Origin of the sequence: Agromyces sp. CCNWLW203, assembly GCF_036576125.1 — a bacterium.
GTDB lineage: Bacteria > Actinomycetota > Actinomycetes > Actinomycetales > Microbacteriaceae > Agromyces.
This window is the reverse complement of record NZ_JAZHYX010000001.1, coordinates 697,196-713,385: the sequence shown is the minus strand read 5'-3', so window position 1 is coordinate 713,385 and position 16,190 is coordinate 697,196. Positions and strand designations below refer to the sequence as shown.

Annotated in this window: 15 protein-coding genes; 3 read left to right on the top strand and 12 right to left on the bottom strand. The window is 71.7% G+C overall.

Translation table 11 applies throughout. From position 1 onward, the window contains the following. Window position 1: 1 nt before the first annotated feature. The 10 genes from VPH61_RS03290 to VPH61_RS03245 all read right to left on the bottom strand — a co-directional run bounded on the left by VPH61_RS03290 (window position 2) and on the right by VPH61_RS03245 (window position 10,981). Window positions 2–640 (bottom strand): EboA domain-containing protein, encoded by a 639-nt coding sequence (locus VPH61_RS03290; protein WP_332062082.1) that lies wholly within the window; start codon window positions 638–640, stop codon window positions 2–4. After that, window positions 637–1,482 carry a sugar phosphate isomerase/epimerase family protein gene (locus VPH61_RS03285; protein WP_332062081.1) on the bottom strand — a complete coding sequence of 282 codons (846 nt, stop codon included), beginning with the start codon at window positions 1,480–1,482 and terminating at the stop codon, window positions 637–639. The genes VPH61_RS03290 and VPH61_RS03285 overlap by 4 nt, the downstream gene beginning before the upstream one ends. Next, window positions 1,479–2,420, bottom strand: a complete 942-nt coding sequence (locus VPH61_RS03280; RefSeq protein WP_332062080.1) for an SCO3242 family prenyltransferase — start codon at window positions 2,418–2,420, stop codon at window positions 1,479–1,481. Before VPH61_RS03280 ends, VPH61_RS03285 begins: the two co-directional genes overlap by 4 nt. Next, the gene (locus tag VPH61_RS03275; RefSeq protein WP_332062079.1) at window positions 2,417–3,661 is read right to left on the bottom strand and encodes an inositol-3-phosphate synthase; all 1,245 of its coding nucleotides are present in this window, start codon (window positions 3,659–3,661) and stop codon (window positions 2,417–2,419) included. The genes VPH61_RS03280 and VPH61_RS03275 overlap by 4 nt, the downstream gene beginning before the upstream one ends. A 23-nt stretch (window positions 3,662–3,684) precedes the next feature. Further along, window positions 3,685–4,812, bottom strand: coding sequence for a polyprenyl synthetase family protein (locus VPH61_RS03270; RefSeq protein WP_332062078.1), 1,128 nt, complete (start codon window positions 4,810–4,812; stop codon window positions 3,685–3,687). Window positions 4,813–5,101: 289 nt separating this feature from the next. Continuing rightward, complete coding sequence (locus VPH61_RS03265; RefSeq protein ID WP_332062077.1) at window positions 5,102–6,121, bottom strand: LacI family DNA-binding transcriptional regulator; 1,020 nt, start codon at window positions 6,119–6,121, stop codon at window positions 5,102–5,104. Between the two features lie 26 nt (window positions 6,122–6,147). Beyond that, window positions 6,148–7,614, bottom strand: coding sequence for a glycoside hydrolase family 1 protein (locus VPH61_RS03260; RefSeq protein ID WP_332062076.1), 1,467 nt, complete (start codon window positions 7,612–7,614; stop codon window positions 6,148–6,150). Window positions 7,615–7,616: 2 nt separating this feature from the next. Next, window positions 7,617–8,447, bottom strand: coding sequence for a carbohydrate ABC transporter permease (locus VPH61_RS03255; RefSeq protein ID WP_332062525.1), 831 nt, complete (start codon window positions 8,445–8,447; stop codon window positions 7,617–7,619). 107 nt (window positions 8,448–8,554) lie between these two features. Beyond that, complete coding sequence (locus VPH61_RS03250; protein ID WP_332062075.1) at window positions 8,555–9,598, bottom strand: carbohydrate ABC transporter permease; 1,044 nt, start codon at window positions 9,596–9,598, stop codon at window positions 8,555–8,557. An 81-nt stretch (window positions 9,599–9,679) separates the two neighbouring features. After that, window positions 9,680–10,981 carry an ABC transporter substrate-binding protein gene (locus VPH61_RS03245; RefSeq protein WP_332062074.1) on the bottom strand — a complete coding sequence of 434 codons (1,302 nt, stop codon included), beginning with the start codon at window positions 10,979–10,981 and terminating at the stop codon, window positions 9,680–9,682. Window positions 10,982–11,209: 228 nt separating this feature from the next. On the opposite strand from VPH61_RS03245, the gene VPH61_RS03240 reads away from it, so the two are divergent. Both VPH61_RS03240 and VPH61_RS03235 read left to right on the top strand, forming a co-directional pair. Continuing rightward, window positions 11,210–12,022 carry a M15 family metallopeptidase gene (locus VPH61_RS03240; protein ID WP_332062073.1) on the top strand — a complete coding sequence of 271 codons (813 nt, stop codon included), beginning with the start codon at window positions 11,210–11,212 and terminating at the stop codon, window positions 12,020–12,022. Between the two features lie 4 nt (window positions 12,023–12,026). After that, window positions 12,027–13,373: an MFS transporter gene (locus VPH61_RS03235; RefSeq protein WP_332062072.1), complete on the top strand. Its 1,347-nt coding sequence runs from the start codon at window positions 12,027–12,029 to the stop codon at window positions 13,371–13,373. Here the strand turns inward: VPH61_RS03235 and VPH61_RS03230 are convergent. Together VPH61_RS03230 and VPH61_RS03225 are read right to left on the bottom strand one after the other, a co-directional pair. Then, window positions 13,339–14,352: a DUF1648 domain-containing protein gene (locus VPH61_RS03230; RefSeq protein ID WP_332062071.1), complete on the bottom strand. Its 1,014-nt coding sequence runs from the start codon at window positions 14,350–14,352 to the stop codon at window positions 13,339–13,341. The two genes, VPH61_RS03235 and VPH61_RS03230, sit on opposite strands and share 35 nt — an antisense overlap. Continuing rightward, a complete protein-coding gene (locus VPH61_RS03225; protein WP_332062070.1) occupies window positions 14,349–14,699 on the bottom strand; it encodes a GntR family transcriptional regulator in 351 nt (116 codons plus the stop codon). The genes VPH61_RS03230 and VPH61_RS03225 overlap by 4 nt, the downstream gene beginning before the upstream one ends. Before the next feature lie 235 nt (window positions 14,700–14,934). Here VPH61_RS03225 and VPH61_RS03220 point away from each other — a divergent pair, with 235 nt between their 5' ends. Continuing rightward, window positions 14,935–16,185 carry an amidase domain-containing protein gene (locus VPH61_RS03220; protein ID WP_332062069.1) on the top strand — a complete coding sequence of 417 codons (1,251 nt, stop codon included), beginning with the start codon at window positions 14,935–14,937 and terminating at the stop codon, window positions 16,183–16,185. Window positions 16,186–16,190: the final 5 nt, after the last annotated feature.

Here is a 16,190-nt window from a genome sequence, read left to right as displayed (position 1 = left end):
GTCAGGCTCCCGGGATGGTCTGGATCGTGGCGAGTCGGGTCATGTCGGCGCTGATGTCGCGGCCGGCGGCGCGGCGCTCGGCGATGAGGGCCGCCGCCATGCGGGCGAGCTCGTCGTCGACGCGCTCGTCGATGCCCGCGACGGCCTCGAGCGGGATGCCCATGAAGAGGGCCTTCAGCATGCCGTGGCGCCAGCCGTGCTGGTCGAGGTGCGCCGCGGCGAAGGCGCCGAGGGCCGCGGCGACGAGACGAGGGTCGTTCGTGCGCAGGGCATCGGCGACGAGTTCGCGGCCGGATGCGACGATGGGTTCGGCGAGCGGCAGGCCGGCGTTCGCGTCGGTGGCCTGCGCCTCGGCGTTCAGCCCGCACAGCACGCCGCGTCGTTCGGCGTCGTCGCCGTACCGGTAGAGCTCGGCGAGGCCGGCGGCCGCCGCCTCGTCGTCGGCAGCGGCGATGAAGGCCTGCACGAGGGAGGCACGGGCGGCATCGTCGGCGGTGCCGAGCACGAGCCCGAGCGGGTCGCGCTCGGGGTCGACCGGGTCGCGCCCCACCCCGCGACCGGCCGCCGGGAAGAGCGCCGAGATGCGCTTCGGGTCGGCCGTCACGTCGCCGACCGCGGTGATCGTCCACGGATGGGTCATCGTTCCTCCTGCATCGCTTCGTGAATGGCACGGATGCCGCGGGCTGCCGCACCCGGCGCATCGTGCGAGTGCCTCGGCAGCTCGATGGCCGCCACGCCCCGGTAGTCGAGCTCCCGCAGGGTTGCGAGGGCCGCCGCGAGGTCGAGCCGGCCCTGCCCGAGTTCGAGGTGCTCGTGCACGCCGGGCAGCATGTCGTCGACCTGCACGTTGACGAGCAGTCCGCCCGCGGCGCGGAGCGCACCGACGACCCCGTCGGGCTCGACCGCGACGCAGTGGCCGAGGTCGACCGTGATGCCGAATGCCTCGGGGCGACCGAGCTCGTCGCGCAGGCGCAAGGCGTCGGCGACGGTCTCGACGAGCATGCCGGGTTCGGGCTCGAACCCGAGGCGCACGCCCGCGGCGTCGGCGAGCCCCACGACCGCGCGCATGCGCTCGACGAGCATCGTCCAGGCCTCGTCGGGTTCGACGTCGGCCGGCACGACGCCCGACCAGAGCGAGACGCAGTCGGCGCGGAGCACCGCGGCGAGTTCGACGGCGCGGCCGAGGAAGTGCAGTCGCGACTCGGCCTCGCGGTCGACGAGCGTCGGACGGTGCTTGACGAACGGGTCGAGCAGGTACCGGCTGCCCGTCTCGACGACGACCGGCCAACCGAGCTCGTCGAGGCGCCCGCGAAGTCGTGCCGCCTGTTCGACGGCGTCGTCGGCGAACGGATCGAGGTGCGGGTGGCCGAGGGTCAGGGCGAGCGCCCCGTACCCCTCGGCCTCGAGCACGGTGAGGGTGTCGTCGAGCGTGTGGTCGGCGAAACCGTTCGTGCCGTATCCGATGCTGAAGCCGGGCGTCATGTCACGTCGCCGCGCTTGCGGCGCGCCGAGAGGGCGCGGCGGGCGAGATCGACGCCCGTGAGCAGTGCCGCCGAGCCGAGTGCGCCGGTGCGGGCGACGAGCGTGGTCTGCAGCGGGATCATGGCGCCGATGCCCGCGCGCGTCGCGGTGCGGACGTTGCCCGCCGACGGATCGTCGAGGGTGCGGAGCTGCGTCGGCACGGTCGCAGCGAGGTAGGAGGCGGTCGCCGCGATGGTGGCGAGCGCGGCGCCGATGCGCCATGCGGTCGAGGTCGTCGCAGTCGAACCGGTGCGCCCGATGGCCGCCGAGCCGGCCGAGCGCGCCTCGAACGCCCCGCGATCGCCGGAAGAGGCCGCCACCGCGCTCGCCGCCGTGATGGCGAGGGTCGCGCCGGCGACGCCCACTGACCCGCCGTGCACCTCGCCGCGCGACTGCAGCGTGACCCCGGCCGTGTGCAGCGCGACGGTCGCGGCGGCGGGAACAGCCCGCCGCTCGCCGCCCGCTCCCATCATGACGTCGAGCCCGCGGCACGCGGCCATCGACAACGGCCCGAGCGGTGTCGACTTCGCCACGGTGTTGTAGAGCACGATCGCGCCGACGAGCGGCACCGCGACGCCGAGGCCGCGACGCCCGCCGCCCGCGGCCGCGAGAGCGAGGCCCGCCGCGAAGCATCCGCTCACGACCGCCAACGCCTGACCGGCCGACACCCGACCCGAGGGGATCGGCCGCTCGGGCCGCTCCTCGGCGTCGAGCGCCCGGTCGGCGTAGTCGTTCAGCGCCATGCCGCCGCTGTAGAGCAGCACGGATGCCGCGGGCAGCAGCCACCGGCGACCGGTGAAGCGGGTGCCCCCGGCGTGCCCGCCCGCCAACGTGTCGCCGATGACCGTCAGCGCGGCGGGCGCGCGGACGAGATCGAGGAGGTCGGCGGCGGAGGTCATGCCGGCGCCACCGCGCTCTCGGCGGCGGCGACGGCGTGCACGCGTACTCCGGTCGCGTGCGCCCACTCGCGGAGGGCGATCGTCTGTTGCGAGAAGTCGTGCACGTCGCTGCCCCACGGGTCCTTGAAGAAGAACCCGAACTCGGGGATGGCGCCGCGCTGGCCGTCGGCCGCCGCGAGGGAGAGGAGCCGGGCGATGTCGAGGATGAGCGGGGCGGCGAGCATCGAGTCGTACGCGCTCCAGATGGTCTGCATCGTGATGCGAGACGAGAGGAACCCTTCGGCGTGGATGTGGTCCCAGGCCGTCTTCACGTCGCCGAGGTCGGGCACGTTGTCGATGTGCAGGGGCGCCACGACGTGATCGCCGACGAGGCTGACGAGGCCACGGGTCTTCGACGCCAGCTTGCTGCGCACGGCCTCGGGGTCGGCGAGGGTCGCCCCGTCGCCGCCGCCCAGGATGTTGGAGCCCGCCCACGAGAGCACCCGCATGCCGCGCGCCACGAACATCGGGGCGAGGGCCGTGCGCACCAGCGTCTCGCCGGTCTTGCCGTCTTGGCCGGCGAAGGGGATGCCGCGCTCGATCGCGAGGTTGCGGATCGCCGGCAGGTCGATGCCGGTCGACGGGGTGAAGCACGCGTACGCACTGCCCGACTCGATCGCGGCGAGCGCGGCGAGCGAGCTCGCGGGCAGCAGGGCCCGGTCGGCGTCTTCGAGCGCGGCGGCGAACAGCTCTGCGTCGTGGAACTCGACGTGGTCCTCGATGATCGGCTCGGTCGAGGAGATGTCGATCACCACGACGTGAGCGAGCTCGTGCCGCTCGCGGAAGTCGGTGATGTCGGCGGCCATGCGCCGCATGGCGTCGGCCTGCGACCCGCTGTGGGTCGCGCGGTCGTAGCCGGGGCGGATCTCGGCGTCGACCCGGTCGAGCGCGTCGCCCGCCGTGGCCACGAAGCGGTGGGCCAGCATGCCGGACTCGACGAGCGCGTGCGCCCGCTCCCTGACCGGGGTCGTGCTGACGTCGTGCCCGCCGATCACGAGGTCGGCGAATGCCGGCAACGGCACACCCGCGAACGCCTCGCCTGCCGTCGTGCAGCCGGTGGGCGGGGCGAGTTCCGCGAGCATCGCGTGCAGGCCGACGGCGACGACCGTGCCGATCGAGCCGCGGGCGCCGATCAGCCAGAGGCCGACTCGGCCCTCGTGCCAGGTGGCGCTCGTCGTCGAAGGTGTGTCGTGGGGTGTCATTTCGTTCCTCCAGCTCGGGGTGTTCAACTCGTCCGTCCCCGCAGGGAGCGGGCGAGATCGGTCAGGTAGCGTGCGAGCCCGTCGGGCAGCCCCGCCTCGGCGAGACGGATGCCGCGTGCGACGTGCTCATCGATCGTGCGGTCGACCGCCGCACGTGCGCCGGTGCGGGTCACGATGTCGCGGATCGCGGCGGCATCCGCTTCGCTCGCGCCGGAGTCGCCGAGGGTTGCGTCGAGTCGTCCACGGCCGGCGGCGTCGGCCCGCCGGTACGCGAGGCGCACGTGTTCGGTGCGCTTGCCCTGCTGCACGTCGGAGAGCACGGACTTGCCGGTCGCCTCGGCCGAGCCGAAGAGGCCGAGTTCGTCGTCGGCGAGTTGGTAGGCGATGCCGAACGCGATGCCGATCTGCTGCAGGCACGCGAGCTCGGCGGGCGAGGCCGAGCCGCTCGCGACGGCGCCGAGCCGCAGGGGGAGCGCGACGCTGTAGGCGGCGGTCTTGAGCTCGGCGACGCGCAGCGGCTGGGAGGCGTCGAGCGCCAGCAGCTCGGAACGCACGTCGAGCAACTCGCCCGCGATGGTCAGTTCGAGTGCAGCGGATGCCTCGGCCGCGAGCCGCTGCTGCACCGCGACCGGCGCCGGTGCTCCGAGGAGCGCGAGCATCGCGGCGTTCAGTGCCAGGTCGCCGGCGAGGAGCGCGGCGGTCATCGCCTGTCGCTCGGACGCGCTCTCGGAGAGCCCGTCGAGGCGACCGGCGTCGGCGTAGCGGGCGATGAGGTTGGGCCTGCCGTGCCGCACGCGGTCGCCGTCGATGATGTCGTCGTGCAGGCAGAGGCCGAGGTGCAGCAGTTGCTGGGCGCCGGCGACGTCGGCGAGGAGGGCCGAGTCGGTGCCGCCCATGCCGAAGAACGCGGCCGCGACGAGCCGGGGCCGCATGTGCTTGCCGCCGTCGGAGGCGCGGGCCTCGGCGATGAGGCGGGCGACGTCGGGGCCGGCGGTTGCGCACCGCGCCTCGACCCGGTTCCACTGCGCGGCGGTGACCGCCGACGCACGGGCGGCGAACTCGTCGACCTGCAGCGCCAGTGAGGGTGACGCTGCCTCGAGCAGCGCGCTCGCGCGAGCCGCGTCGGTCGCGGTCGCCGGGGTCGGCTTCATTGCTGCTCCTCCGTCGACATTGACAGGGCGGGTGGCGCGTTCCTCGCAGGCGAGGCTTTTGGTCGTCTCGTCGGGGATTATGTCGACAAAAGTAGCAAATACGCTCAGTTGGTTACTGAAGCCCAGCATAAGTCGTGCAGAAGTTGATCGTCAATCGACGAAACTTTCGCAGGGAAGCGCCGAAGTCCACGCGGTCGTGGTCGCGGGAACGCGCGGAACGGCGCGACGGCGAACGGCGCGACGCGGACGAAGGGGCCGCGCCGGAGGAACCCGAGAGAAGCGAGCGCCCTCAGCTCGACTGGCGCACCACGAGCTCGGTCGGCAGGATCGTCGCGGGCTCCACGTCTTCACCGGCGATGAGGCGCACGAGCTTGCGCGCCATCTCGGCGCCCATCTCGGAGGAGGGCTGTCGCACGGTCGTGAGCGGCGGCATCGCGGTGGCGGCGTAGCGGTCGTCGTCGAAGCCGACCACGGCGACGTCGCCGGGCACCGAACGCCCGACCTCCGCGAGGGCGGAGAGGGCGCCCATCGCCATCTGGTCGTTGGCGGCGAAGACGCCGTCGAGCTCGGGCGCCCGCTCGAGCAGCCGGTGCATCGCGGCAGCGCCGGCCGCTGCCGTGAAGTCGCCGAAGTCGACGAGGTCCGCGGCGAGGCCGGCACGGGTCACGACCGAGGTGAAGCCGTTCAGGCGGTCGACCCCGGGCGGCATGTCCTGCGGGCCGGCGATCGTGGCGATTCGCGTGCGCCCCGCGTCGACGAGGTGCTGCGCCGCGGCGGCCGCGCCGTGCTCGTTGTCGACGTCGACGGTGTACCCGCTCGACTCCTCGGGGTCGAGCGGGCGCCCGCCGAACACGAGCGGCAGCGAGCGCGAGAGGTGCGCGAAGGAGTGGTCGCCCGTGTGGTGCGAGACGACGAGCGCACCGTCGACGTTGCCGCCGAGCAGGTAGCGCCGGGTCTTGTCGGGGTCGAGCTCCGACTCGATGAGCATGTTCAGCGTGTACTCCGTGCCCGCGAGCGCCAGCGCGGCGCCCTGCACGACCGAGGCGAAGAACGGGTCGTCGAAGACGCGCGCCGCCGACTCGGGCACGATGAGCGCGATGGCCTGCGTGCGCCGGCTCGCGAGCGAGCGCGCGGCCCGGTTCGGCACGTAGTTCAGCGCGCTGATCGCCACCTGCACGGCCTCCGTGACTTCGGGGCTCACCTTCGGCGACCCGTTGACCACCCGGGAGACCGTGGCGCGCGAGACGCCGGCGCGCGCGGCAACCATCTCGAGGGTCGGCGCGTGGCCGGCCGGAATGCTCCCCGTCATCGTGGGCCCCTTCCCCGTGCTCCGGTTCACCCCACGATAGTCGTCGACGCGAGCGGCCTCTTCGCCTGCGCGATGAGTGCCGCGAACGCGTGTGCACTGTCCTTCGGGGTGCGCTCGAACGTGTCGTAGTCGACCCGCACGATGCCGAACCGCTTCTCGTAGCCCCAGGCCCACTCGAAGTTGTCGAGCAGCGACCAGACGAAGTACCCGCGCACGTCGGCACCCTGCTCGATCGCCTCGCCGATCGCGTCGACGTGGTCGAGCACGTATTCGGTGCGCTCGACGTCGTGCACGGCGCCGTCGGCCGAGACGGTGTCGTCGTAGGCCGCGCCGTTCTCGGTCACGTACAGCGGCGGCAGGTTCGGGTACTCGGCGCCCAGCCGCACGAGCAGGCGGGTGAGTCCCGCGGGGTTGACCTCCCAGTCCATCGCTGTGCGCGGCAGGCCGCGCGACGGCATCGAGACGTACTCGCTGCCGGGGAACGGCGAGCGGCCCGGGCGGTCGGTCGGACGCAGCGACGGGGCGGCATCGGCGGGCAGCGGGTGCCCCGACACGTTGTCGTCGTGGTAGTGGTTCACGCCGAGGAAGTCGATCGGCTGCGAGATCTGCTGCAGGTCGCCGGGCAGCACGCGCGACTCGAGCCCGAACTCGCGCACGTCGGCGAGCAGGTCGGTGGGGTATGCACCGAGCAGCAGCGGCTCCAGGTACATCCGGTTCCAGAGGGCGTCGATGCGCCGGGCGGCCTCGCGGTCGACGGGGTCGGCGGGATCGTTCGGCACCGCGTTCGTGAGGTTCAGCGTGATGCCGAGTCGGATGTCGCGCCCCGCGCCAGATTCCGAAGACGCTGTCGCGAGGGCTCTGAGTCGCTCGACGGCGAGACCGTGCGCGAGGTGCTGGTGGTGCACCGCGGCGAGCCCCGCCTCGGGGTCGTTGAGGCCGGGGGCGTGCTCGCCGCCGACGTAGCCGATGAGCGACGAGCAGAGCGGCTCGTTGAACGTCGTCCAGTGCGTGACGCGGTCGCCGAGTGCGCCGTACACGGCCTCGGCGTACTCCGCGAAGCGGTACGCGGTGTCGCGGTTCGCCCAGCCGCCCTGCTCCTGCAGCGCTTGCGGCAGGTCCCAGTGGTAGAGGGTCAGCCACGGCAGGATGCCGGCGCCGAGCAGCTCGTCGACGAGCCGTGAGTAGAAGTCGAGCCCCTCCTGGTTGACGGTGCGGCCACCCGGCACGACGCGCGCCCAGCTCGTCGAGAACCGGTAGGAGTCGAGGCCGAGCTTGCGCATGAGCGCGACGTCGTCGGGCATGCGGTGGTAGTGGTCGACCGCACGGTCGGGGGTGTCGCCGCCGGCGACGGCACCGGGCACCCGGGCGAAGGCGTCCCAGATGGAGTCCTCCTTGCCGCCCTCGTGCGCGGCGCCCTCGATCTGGGCAGCGGCGGTCGCCGACCCCCAGATGAAGTCGGCCGGCCAGTTCCGTCGGAACGACGCGTGATTCACGTTCAACCCTTCACAGCTCCTTGCATGATTCCCGAGATGAGTTGCTTGCCCGCGATGACGAACAGCACGAGCAGCGGGATGGTCGCCAGCACCGCACCGGTCAGCACGACCGAGTAGTCGACGTAGTAGCCCGACTGCAGCTGGCTGAGCGCCGTCTGCAGCGTCGGGTTCGTCGGGCTCAGCACGATGAGCGGCCACAGGTAGTCGGTCCACGCCATCATGAAGGTGAAGAGGCCGAGGATCGCCATGGCCGGTCGCGCGGCGGGCAGCGCGACGTTGAAGAACGTGCGGATCTGGTTCGCGCCGTCGACCCGCGCGGCCTCGATGAGCTCGTCGGGGATGACGTCGACCAGGTACTGGCGCATGAAGAAGACGCCGAAGGCGGTGACGAGCGTCGGCACGATCACGGCGCCGATGGTGCCGGTCCAGCCGAGCTCGCGCATGACCATGAACAACGGGATGATGCCGAGCTGCGTGGGGATCGCCATGGTCGCGATGACGAACACCATGAGGCCGTCGCGTCCGCGGAAGCGGAGCTTGGCGAACGCGTAGCCGGCGAGCGTCGAGAAGGTCACGACCGAGACCGTGATGACGGCCGAGATGATGATCGAGTTGCCGAGCGCGAGCCAGAACGGGATCGCGTCGAGCACCTTGGCCGCGTTCGCGAAGAAGTTGCCGCCCGGCAGGAGCGGGAGCGTCTCGCCCCGGGTGGCGTTCGTGCCGCTGCCGACGACGACCGACCACCAGAGCGGGTAGGCGCCGCCGATGATGAACGCGGCGAGCAGCCCGTAGATGAGGAAGCCGGGGCGGCTGCCGATGCCGGCGGTGCCCATCGCGCGGCGGCGACGGGGGCCGCCGTCTCCGTATCGGGGGCGGGGTCGATCGGGTTCGACGTCGTCGTCGATCATCACCGCGGGGATGGGTTCGGGGATCATGGTGCTCATGCCGCTCCTCCTCGGGTGGCGCGTTCGCGTGCACGGCGTGTGCGGCGGTCGGGTTTGTCGCCGCCGGTGGCGATGCGCCGGGAGATCAGGAAGTTGATGAGGCCGAACCCGACGATGAGCAGGAACAGCAGCCAGGCGACGGCGGCGGCCTCGCCGAAGTCGCGCCGGAAGAAGGCGAGCTCCCACATGAAGAGCACGGTCGTCTGGAACTGCCGGTCGCTGCCGCCGATGCCGCCGGCGGTCGAGACGTCGAAGAGGCGCGGCTCGGTGAAGATCTGCAGGCCGCCGATCGTGGCGGTGATGATGACGAAGATGAGCGTCGGGCGGATCGACGGGATCGTGATCGAGAAGAAGCGGCGCACGGCTCCGGCGCCGTCGATCGCGGCGGACTCGTAGAGGTCGCGGGGCACCGACTGCATCGCCGCGAGCAGGATGAGGGCGTTGTAGCCGGTCCAGCGGAAGTTGACCATCGTCGCGATGGCGATGTGGCTGAGGAAGGTGTCGTGCTTCCACTCCTGGTCGGCGATGCCGAAGATGTTGAGGATGTTGTTCACGAGCCCGTCGGCCTCGTTGAACGCGCTCGAGAAGATGATCGCCACGGCGACGGGGGTCACGATGTAGGGCAGCAGCACGCTCATGCGCCAGAAGGTCGGCGCGCGCAGGCCCTGGTCGAGCAGGTAGGCGACGATGAGGGCGATCGTCAGCTGGGGGATCGACGACAGCAGGAAGATGCTGATCGTGTTGCCGATCGAGTTCCAGAACATGGAGTCGCCGAGGATCTCGACGAAGTTCTCGAACCCGACGAACGGGCCCTGGCCCTTCAGGAGGTCCCACTCGTGCATCGAGACGACGAGCGTGTAGCCGAGCGGGAAGAGGCCGACGAGGGCGAAGAGGATGAAGAAGGGCGAGACGTAGAAGTACGGGCTCGCCTTGACGTCGAAGCGCGAGAGGCGCTGACGGAAGGTCAGGGGCACGGATGCCGCGGTTCGGCGCTGCGTACCGGTGGACCCGCTCGCGGGGGGCCGAATGGTCGTGGTCATGCGATGTCCAGTCGTGGGGGTTGGCGGGGGAGGGATGTCCCTCGGGCGGCGTGCCCGAGGGACATCCGTTCCGTGGCGGGGTTACTCGCCGACGAGCTCGTGCAGCAGCTCGATCGCCTGGTCCCAGGCGGCGGTGCCGTCGACCTCACCGCGGTCGAGGGCCGACAGCGCCGGGCCGAAGACGTTCTCCTGGATCACGGAGTCGTCGGGGCCCTTGAACTGGGCGACGACGCCTTCAGCGCGAGCGGCCAGGATGGCGCCGGTGGGTGCGCCGTTGAAGAACTCGTTCGGCGTCGCCTCCTCGGCGAGGGTCTCCTGCGCGCCGAGCGTGCTCGGGAAGTTGCCGGCGGCAGCCGACTGCTTCACCTGCTGCTCGGGCTGCGTGAGCCAGTCGGCGAGCTTGGCAGCCGCTTCCTTGTGCTCGGAGGTCTCGGGGACCGAGAGGAACGCGCCGCCCCAGTTGGCTGCGCCACCCGGGAAGACGTCGGCGAAGTCCCAGCCGGTGGAGGCGTCGCCGCCGCCGGTCTCGACCTGGCCCTCGACCACGCCGAGCATCCAGCCCGGGCAGACGAAGGTGGCGAAGGTGCCGTCGACGAACGACTTGCCGCCGTTCCAGTCCCACGCTGCCTGCGCGGCCGAGAGGCCGTCGCCGACCGCGCCCGAGAGCAGGTCGAAGTTCGCCTTGATGTCGGCGTTGTCCTCGACGTTCAGCTCGCCGTCGCTCGTGTAGTAGCCCTCGGGCATCTGGTTGACCATCGAGTTCCAGACGAAGCCGGAGTGGTCGAACCAGGCCTTGCCGGTCGCCTGCTGGTACTGGCGTCCGACGTCGAAGTAGTGCGCCCAGTCGCCGTTCAGCAGCTCGGCGACGCTCTCGCGGTCGCTCGCGATGCCGGCGGCCTCGAGTGCCGGGCCGTTGTAGCAGATGCCGCTCGGGCCGATGTCGGTGCCGTAGCCGATGACGCGGCCCTCGGGGTCGGTCGCCTGCTCGTACTTCCAGTCGACCCAGTCGCCCTTGCGGTCCTCGATGCCGTACTCGGTGAGGTCGACGAACTGGTCGGAGACCTCCATGATCGCGCCGAGCCAGCCCTCTTCGATCGCGACGACGTCGGAGAGGCCCGAGCCTGCCGCGAGCTTGGTGAAGGCATCGGTGCGGGCGTTGCCACCGGTGTCGATGTTGGTCGCCTCGATCGTGACGCCGGGGTTGGCTTCCTCGTACTCGGTGTAGAGGTCGTCGTATCCGAACGTGCCGAACGTGGTGACGGTCAGCGTGATGTCGCCGTCGGTCTCTTCGCCGCCGCCGGACGAGCAGGCGGAGGCGAGGAGGGCGATGGTCGCTGCGCCGGCAACGGCTGCGGCGACCTTCGTGTGGCGTGAGAGCTTCACGGTCACTCCTTTGTGTGTGCGTGGACGGGAATGTGCGCAGCGTGAGAGCGCTCTCTTCCGAGAACGTGAGAGCGCTCTCACGATTCGAGAGGTGACTCTATGCAGTTCGGTCGCCGTTGTCAAGAGAGCGCTCTCACGCAGGGTTTCCAGCAGGTCGCCGAAAGGCCCGGCGCGCGGGCGAGGATCGCACGCGGTGGCTGCTCAGCAGCCCCGGCGTAGACTCGAACGGTGTCATCGAGTGAGCGCCAGAACCAGCCGGACGAGGCGGCCGAGAAGCGTCGACTCGTGATCGCGGGCTCGTTGAGCCTCGCCCTGGTCGCCGTTGCGGTAGTCGTCATCGGCGCCGTCGCGGGCGGCTCGGCTGGGGGGTCGGCCGGCGCCGCGGCATCCGATTCAGCTGAGACCTCGACCCCTCGCCCGGTCTCCAGTGCCGCGCAGGAGCCCGCCGCCGTCGACACCTTCGACCGCACCGCGCACTCCCTCGACGACCCCAACAGCATCTGGGTCGTCGTCGACAAGCTGCGCCCCCTGAACCCGCAGGACTTCGAGCCCGACGACCTCGTCGACGTCGACGTGCCGCACACGTGGGAGCCGATGCTGCGACAGGAGGCCGCCGACGCGGTCGTCGCGATGTTCCAGGCCGCGTCCGACGAGGCCGGCCTCACGCTCGCGTCGAACAGCGCGTTCCGCTCGTACAGCGCGCAGGAAGAGATCTACGACGGCGACGACCTGCTGACCGCGCGACCCGGATTCAGTGAGCATCAGACCGGACTCGTCATGGACATCGGCGCCGAGAGCGGCGACTGCTCGCTCGACGCGTGCTTCGCCGACACCGCCGAGGGCGTCTGGCTGCGCGACAACGCCTGGCGGTTCGGCTTCATCCTGCGCTACCCGGCCGACAAGACGCCCGTCACCGGCTACGAGTTCGAGCCGTGGCACTACCGCTACGTCGGGGTGCCGCTCGCGACCGAGATGCACGAGACCGGCATCACGACGCTCGAGGAGTTCTTCGGCCTGCCGGCAGCGCCCGAATATGAGTGAGCGGATGTCGCGGAGCGCCGCGACCTCGCCGAAGCGCCCGCGCCGCGGCCTCTCGCTCACCGTGCTGGTCGTCAACCAGCTCCTCGCCGGCGTCGGCGTCGCCTCGGGCATCGCCGTCGCGGCGCTCCTCGTCGAGGAGCTGACCGGCGCCGTCGCGCTCGCGGGCCTCGCCCAGTCGTCGAGTGTGCTCGGCGCCGCCATCGTCGCGATTCCGCTCGCGCGTCTCGCGGTGCGCTCGGGCCGCCACGTCGCGCTCGCGACGGGGTACGCCCTCGCGGCGGCAGGTGCCGTGCTCGTGATCGCCGCGGCGGCGAGCGGGTGGGTGCCGCTCGTCTTCCTGGGGCTCGCCGCGTTCGGGGCGGGGGCCGCGGCCGGCCTGCAGGCGCGCTTCGCCGCGACCGAGGTCGCCGCCGCCGGCTTCGAGGCGCGCTCGATGTCGATCGTGCTCTGGGCGACGACCATCGGCTCGGTCGCCGGCCCGCTGCTCGCGGCCACCGGCGATGCCGTCGGCGTCGCCCTCGGCCTGCCGCCGCTCGTCGGCCCGTTCGTCCTCTCGGGCGTGGCGTTCGCGCTCTCGACCCTGCTCGTGGCCACGCTCCTCCGCCTGCCGAAGCCCGGCACGATGGCGACGGATGCCGCGAGCAGCGACACCGACGTCGCCACGACCGAGCCCGATGCCCTCGCCCCCGATCATGTCGCCGACGCCGGGGGAGCGGCGCCCGCGGCCGAACCCGTCGGGTCGTGGGCCGCGTTCCGCATCGCCGTGCGCGATCCTCGAGCCCTCTTCGCGATCCTCGCCATCGTGTGCTCGCACACCGTGATGATCGGCGTCATGGTGATGACCCCGGTGCACATGACCGCCCACGGGCTCTCGCTCTCGCTCGTCGGCGTCGTGCTCAGCATCCACATCATCGGCATGTACGGCGCGAGCCCCCTCGTCGGATGGCTCGCCGACGTCATCGGCCCGCCGCGCGTGATCGCCATCGGTGCGGGAATCCTCACGGTCGCCGCGCTCATCGGCATCCTGGCTCCCGCCGACGACATGCTGCTCGTGCCGCTCGCGCTCGGCCTCCTCGGCCTCGGCTGGTCGTGCGGGCTCATCGGCGGTTCGACGCTGCTCACGACGTCGGTCGAGCCGTCGCTGCGGGTGCCGTTGCAGGGGGCGACGGATGCCGCGATGAACTTCGCCGCCGCGTCATCCGCCGCGCTCTCGGGGGTCGTGCTGGGAGCCGCCGGTTTCGCCGGCGTGAACGTCGTCGCGTTGCTCGTGCTCGTGCCGCTCGTCATCGCCGGCGTGCGCGCTCGCCGTGCCGGGCTCAGCGAGGCGGGTCGACGCGCTCCCGTGAGCTGAGCGCCTCGAGCAGGGCGGCCGCGGTGGCGGCGTCATCGACGGTCACGACGAATCGCCGGCCGTTGCGGCGGGTGACCTGCAGGGCCTCGCCCGCGCGCAGCACGATGCCGAACGCGCCGTCGGCAGCGATGCGGATGCCCCAACCGCCGAACTCGGAGGTCGGATGGACGTCTCTGACGGAGACCGCCTCGACCTCGGCGAGCGGCACGCTGAAATGCGGGACGCCGATGGGAGAGCGGACGAGGAGCCCCCGGTCGTCGACGCGCACCCGGAACACGAAGGTCGTGATGGCGAGGATCACGAGCAGCACAGTCACGCCGAGCATGACCCACCAGGCCGTCGAACCGGTGGCCGCGACGACGACGGTGCCGATCGCGAGGGCGAGGATGCTCGCGATGATGGCGATCATGCCGCCCCGCGTCATCGACGTGGTTCGCACCCAGACCGCCCGTTCACCGGCGGCGAGGTCGAGCGGTTCGACGCTGCGCGCAGGGTTGCGGCCGTCGGTCGTGACGTTCGGTTGCGCGAACCAACCGCCGAGCCCGGCCCCGAGCGCGAGCAGCCCGCTCACGAGCATCGGCCACCCGATGTCGGGGGCGTCATGCGGGTCGGCGAGCCCGCGCTGCGCGCCGAACGACCACGTGATGCCGACGACCAGCAGCACGTTGGTGCCGATCGAGAGGGCGCCGAGCAACCGCAGCATCGGCCCCCACTGGCCGTCGCGCGTGCCGGCGAGCATGATGCCGGCGAAGAGCGCGACGAGACCGAGCCCGAGCACGGCGGTGCCGAGCGGCACGACCCACGCGGGACCGAAGCCATCGGGGCCGCTCCCGGTCCAATGCGTGGCGACCGTCGGCGGAACCTCGGGGAGCCAGACGACCATGAGGGCGACCGCGACGAGGGTGATGGCGGCAGGCAACGCGCAGCCGATCAGCAGGAAGCGGCGGCGAGCGGTGCGGACGTCGGCGGGCGCGGTCATCGGTAGGTCTCCTTCACGAGGGCGGCGAGGGTGTCGGCGGCGAGGCCGAGGGTGCGCGCACGCGCGACGAGCGCGGCGATGTCGTGGTGCAGGTGCGCGATGGGCTCGACTGCGTCGGTGATGACAGCGCCGCGGCCACGGCGCATGTCGACGAGCCCTTCGTCGCGGAGTTGCTGGTAGGCGCGCAGCACCGTGTGCAGGTTGACGCCGAGCGAACCGGCGACGTCTCGCGCCGACGGCAATCGGTCACCGGGGCCGAGGCGACCGGCCGCCGCGTCGGCGTGCACGGACGCGACGATCTGGGCGAAGATCGGCGTATCGCTCGCGGGATCGACTCGGATGAGCATCGGGCACCTTTCAGAACTGTTCTATAAATACTAGAACAGTTCTCGCCAGGCTGGTACTCGCGGATCCTGAACGATGACGCGATACCCGCGAAATCCCGGCGAGAGCGCGCTCTCACCGGCTTCCCAGAGTTTGAGAGGCTTCCTCACAAATTCGCGTGATGGGGTGTGACCCGCCCCCCCAGCCACGCGAACCCGGAATCCCCCTGTGCCCTTCACCTTCTTCTCGTCTGCCTCCATGCCCGCCGAACCACCCGCACGACGCCGCTCGACCTATCGGGCTCCGTCGTCGGGCGACGCCCCGATCGAGGTCGACACGGCGCACCCGGCAGGCGACGTGACGGACGACGCGACACGGGTCGACGCGGTACAGGTCGACGCGGCCGAGCTCGAACGCCGTGCCGAGCGCCGTGCCCGCCACCGCGCCGAGCGGGTGCGCAATCGCCGCCCGTCCAGCGGGGCGCCGCGCCGGTTCATGGCGCTCGGCTGCGCGAGCGCGATCCTGAGCGTCAGTGCGTTCGGCGCCGTCGCCGCGGCATCCGCCGACGACGAGTCGCGCCTCGCCGCGACTTCGGTCTCCGATGCCGACACTTCAGCAGCCTCGGCCGCAGCGAGCCGCGACGTCATCAGCGCTCCCGTCTCGATCGCGAAGCGGCCCGCCGTCACGAGCGGACTCTCGACGGCCGCCGCGCCGTTCACCGGCGGCACCCAGGTCACGGTCGCCGGAGAGCAGCTCGATCAGGTCGCCCAGGTCGCCGTCGGCGGCGTCGCCGCGCCCATCGTCGCCGCGACCCCCGAGCAGCTGACCTTCCAGGTTCCCGCCGTCGCCGACACCGCCCTCGGCGCCGTGGCCGTGGCGTTCACGGATGCCGCGGGCGCACCGATCGCCGTCGCCGCCCCCGGCACCGCGACCGTCGCCGGTGCTGCGGCCCCCGCCTCGCTCGCCGCTCAGCTCACCGAGATCGACGAGGCCGCCGTGCACGCGCCGACGACCTCGCTCACCCTGACCTACACCTCGAACCCCGCCATCGACGCGCAGCTCGGCTACGTGCTCACCTACTGGAGCAGTTACAACACCGCGCAGTACACCGTCTTGAGCGGTGTCGACTGCGCGAACTTCACGAGCCAGTCGCTCGTCGCCCGCGGCTGGGCGATGGATGCTGGCTGGTACTACGACCGGGCGACCGGCGCGATGTCGCCGAGCTGGGCGAGCTCGACCGCCATGCGCGACTGGCTGTACACGCGCCCCGACCTCGCGACGCCGCTCGACGACTCGCAGCGCGGGCTCGTGAAGGTCGGCGACATCGCGCAGTTCGACTGGGACGGCTCGGGCGACCGCGACCACACCGCGATCGTCACCCGCGTCGAGCGCACCGCGAACGGCACGGCCGTCTGGGTCGGCGGCCACACGAAGGACGCCGACTACTGGAACGTCGACGAGGCGCTCGCCTCGAGCGGCGGAAGCGTCACTTACTTCTCGGTGAAGTAGGCCGC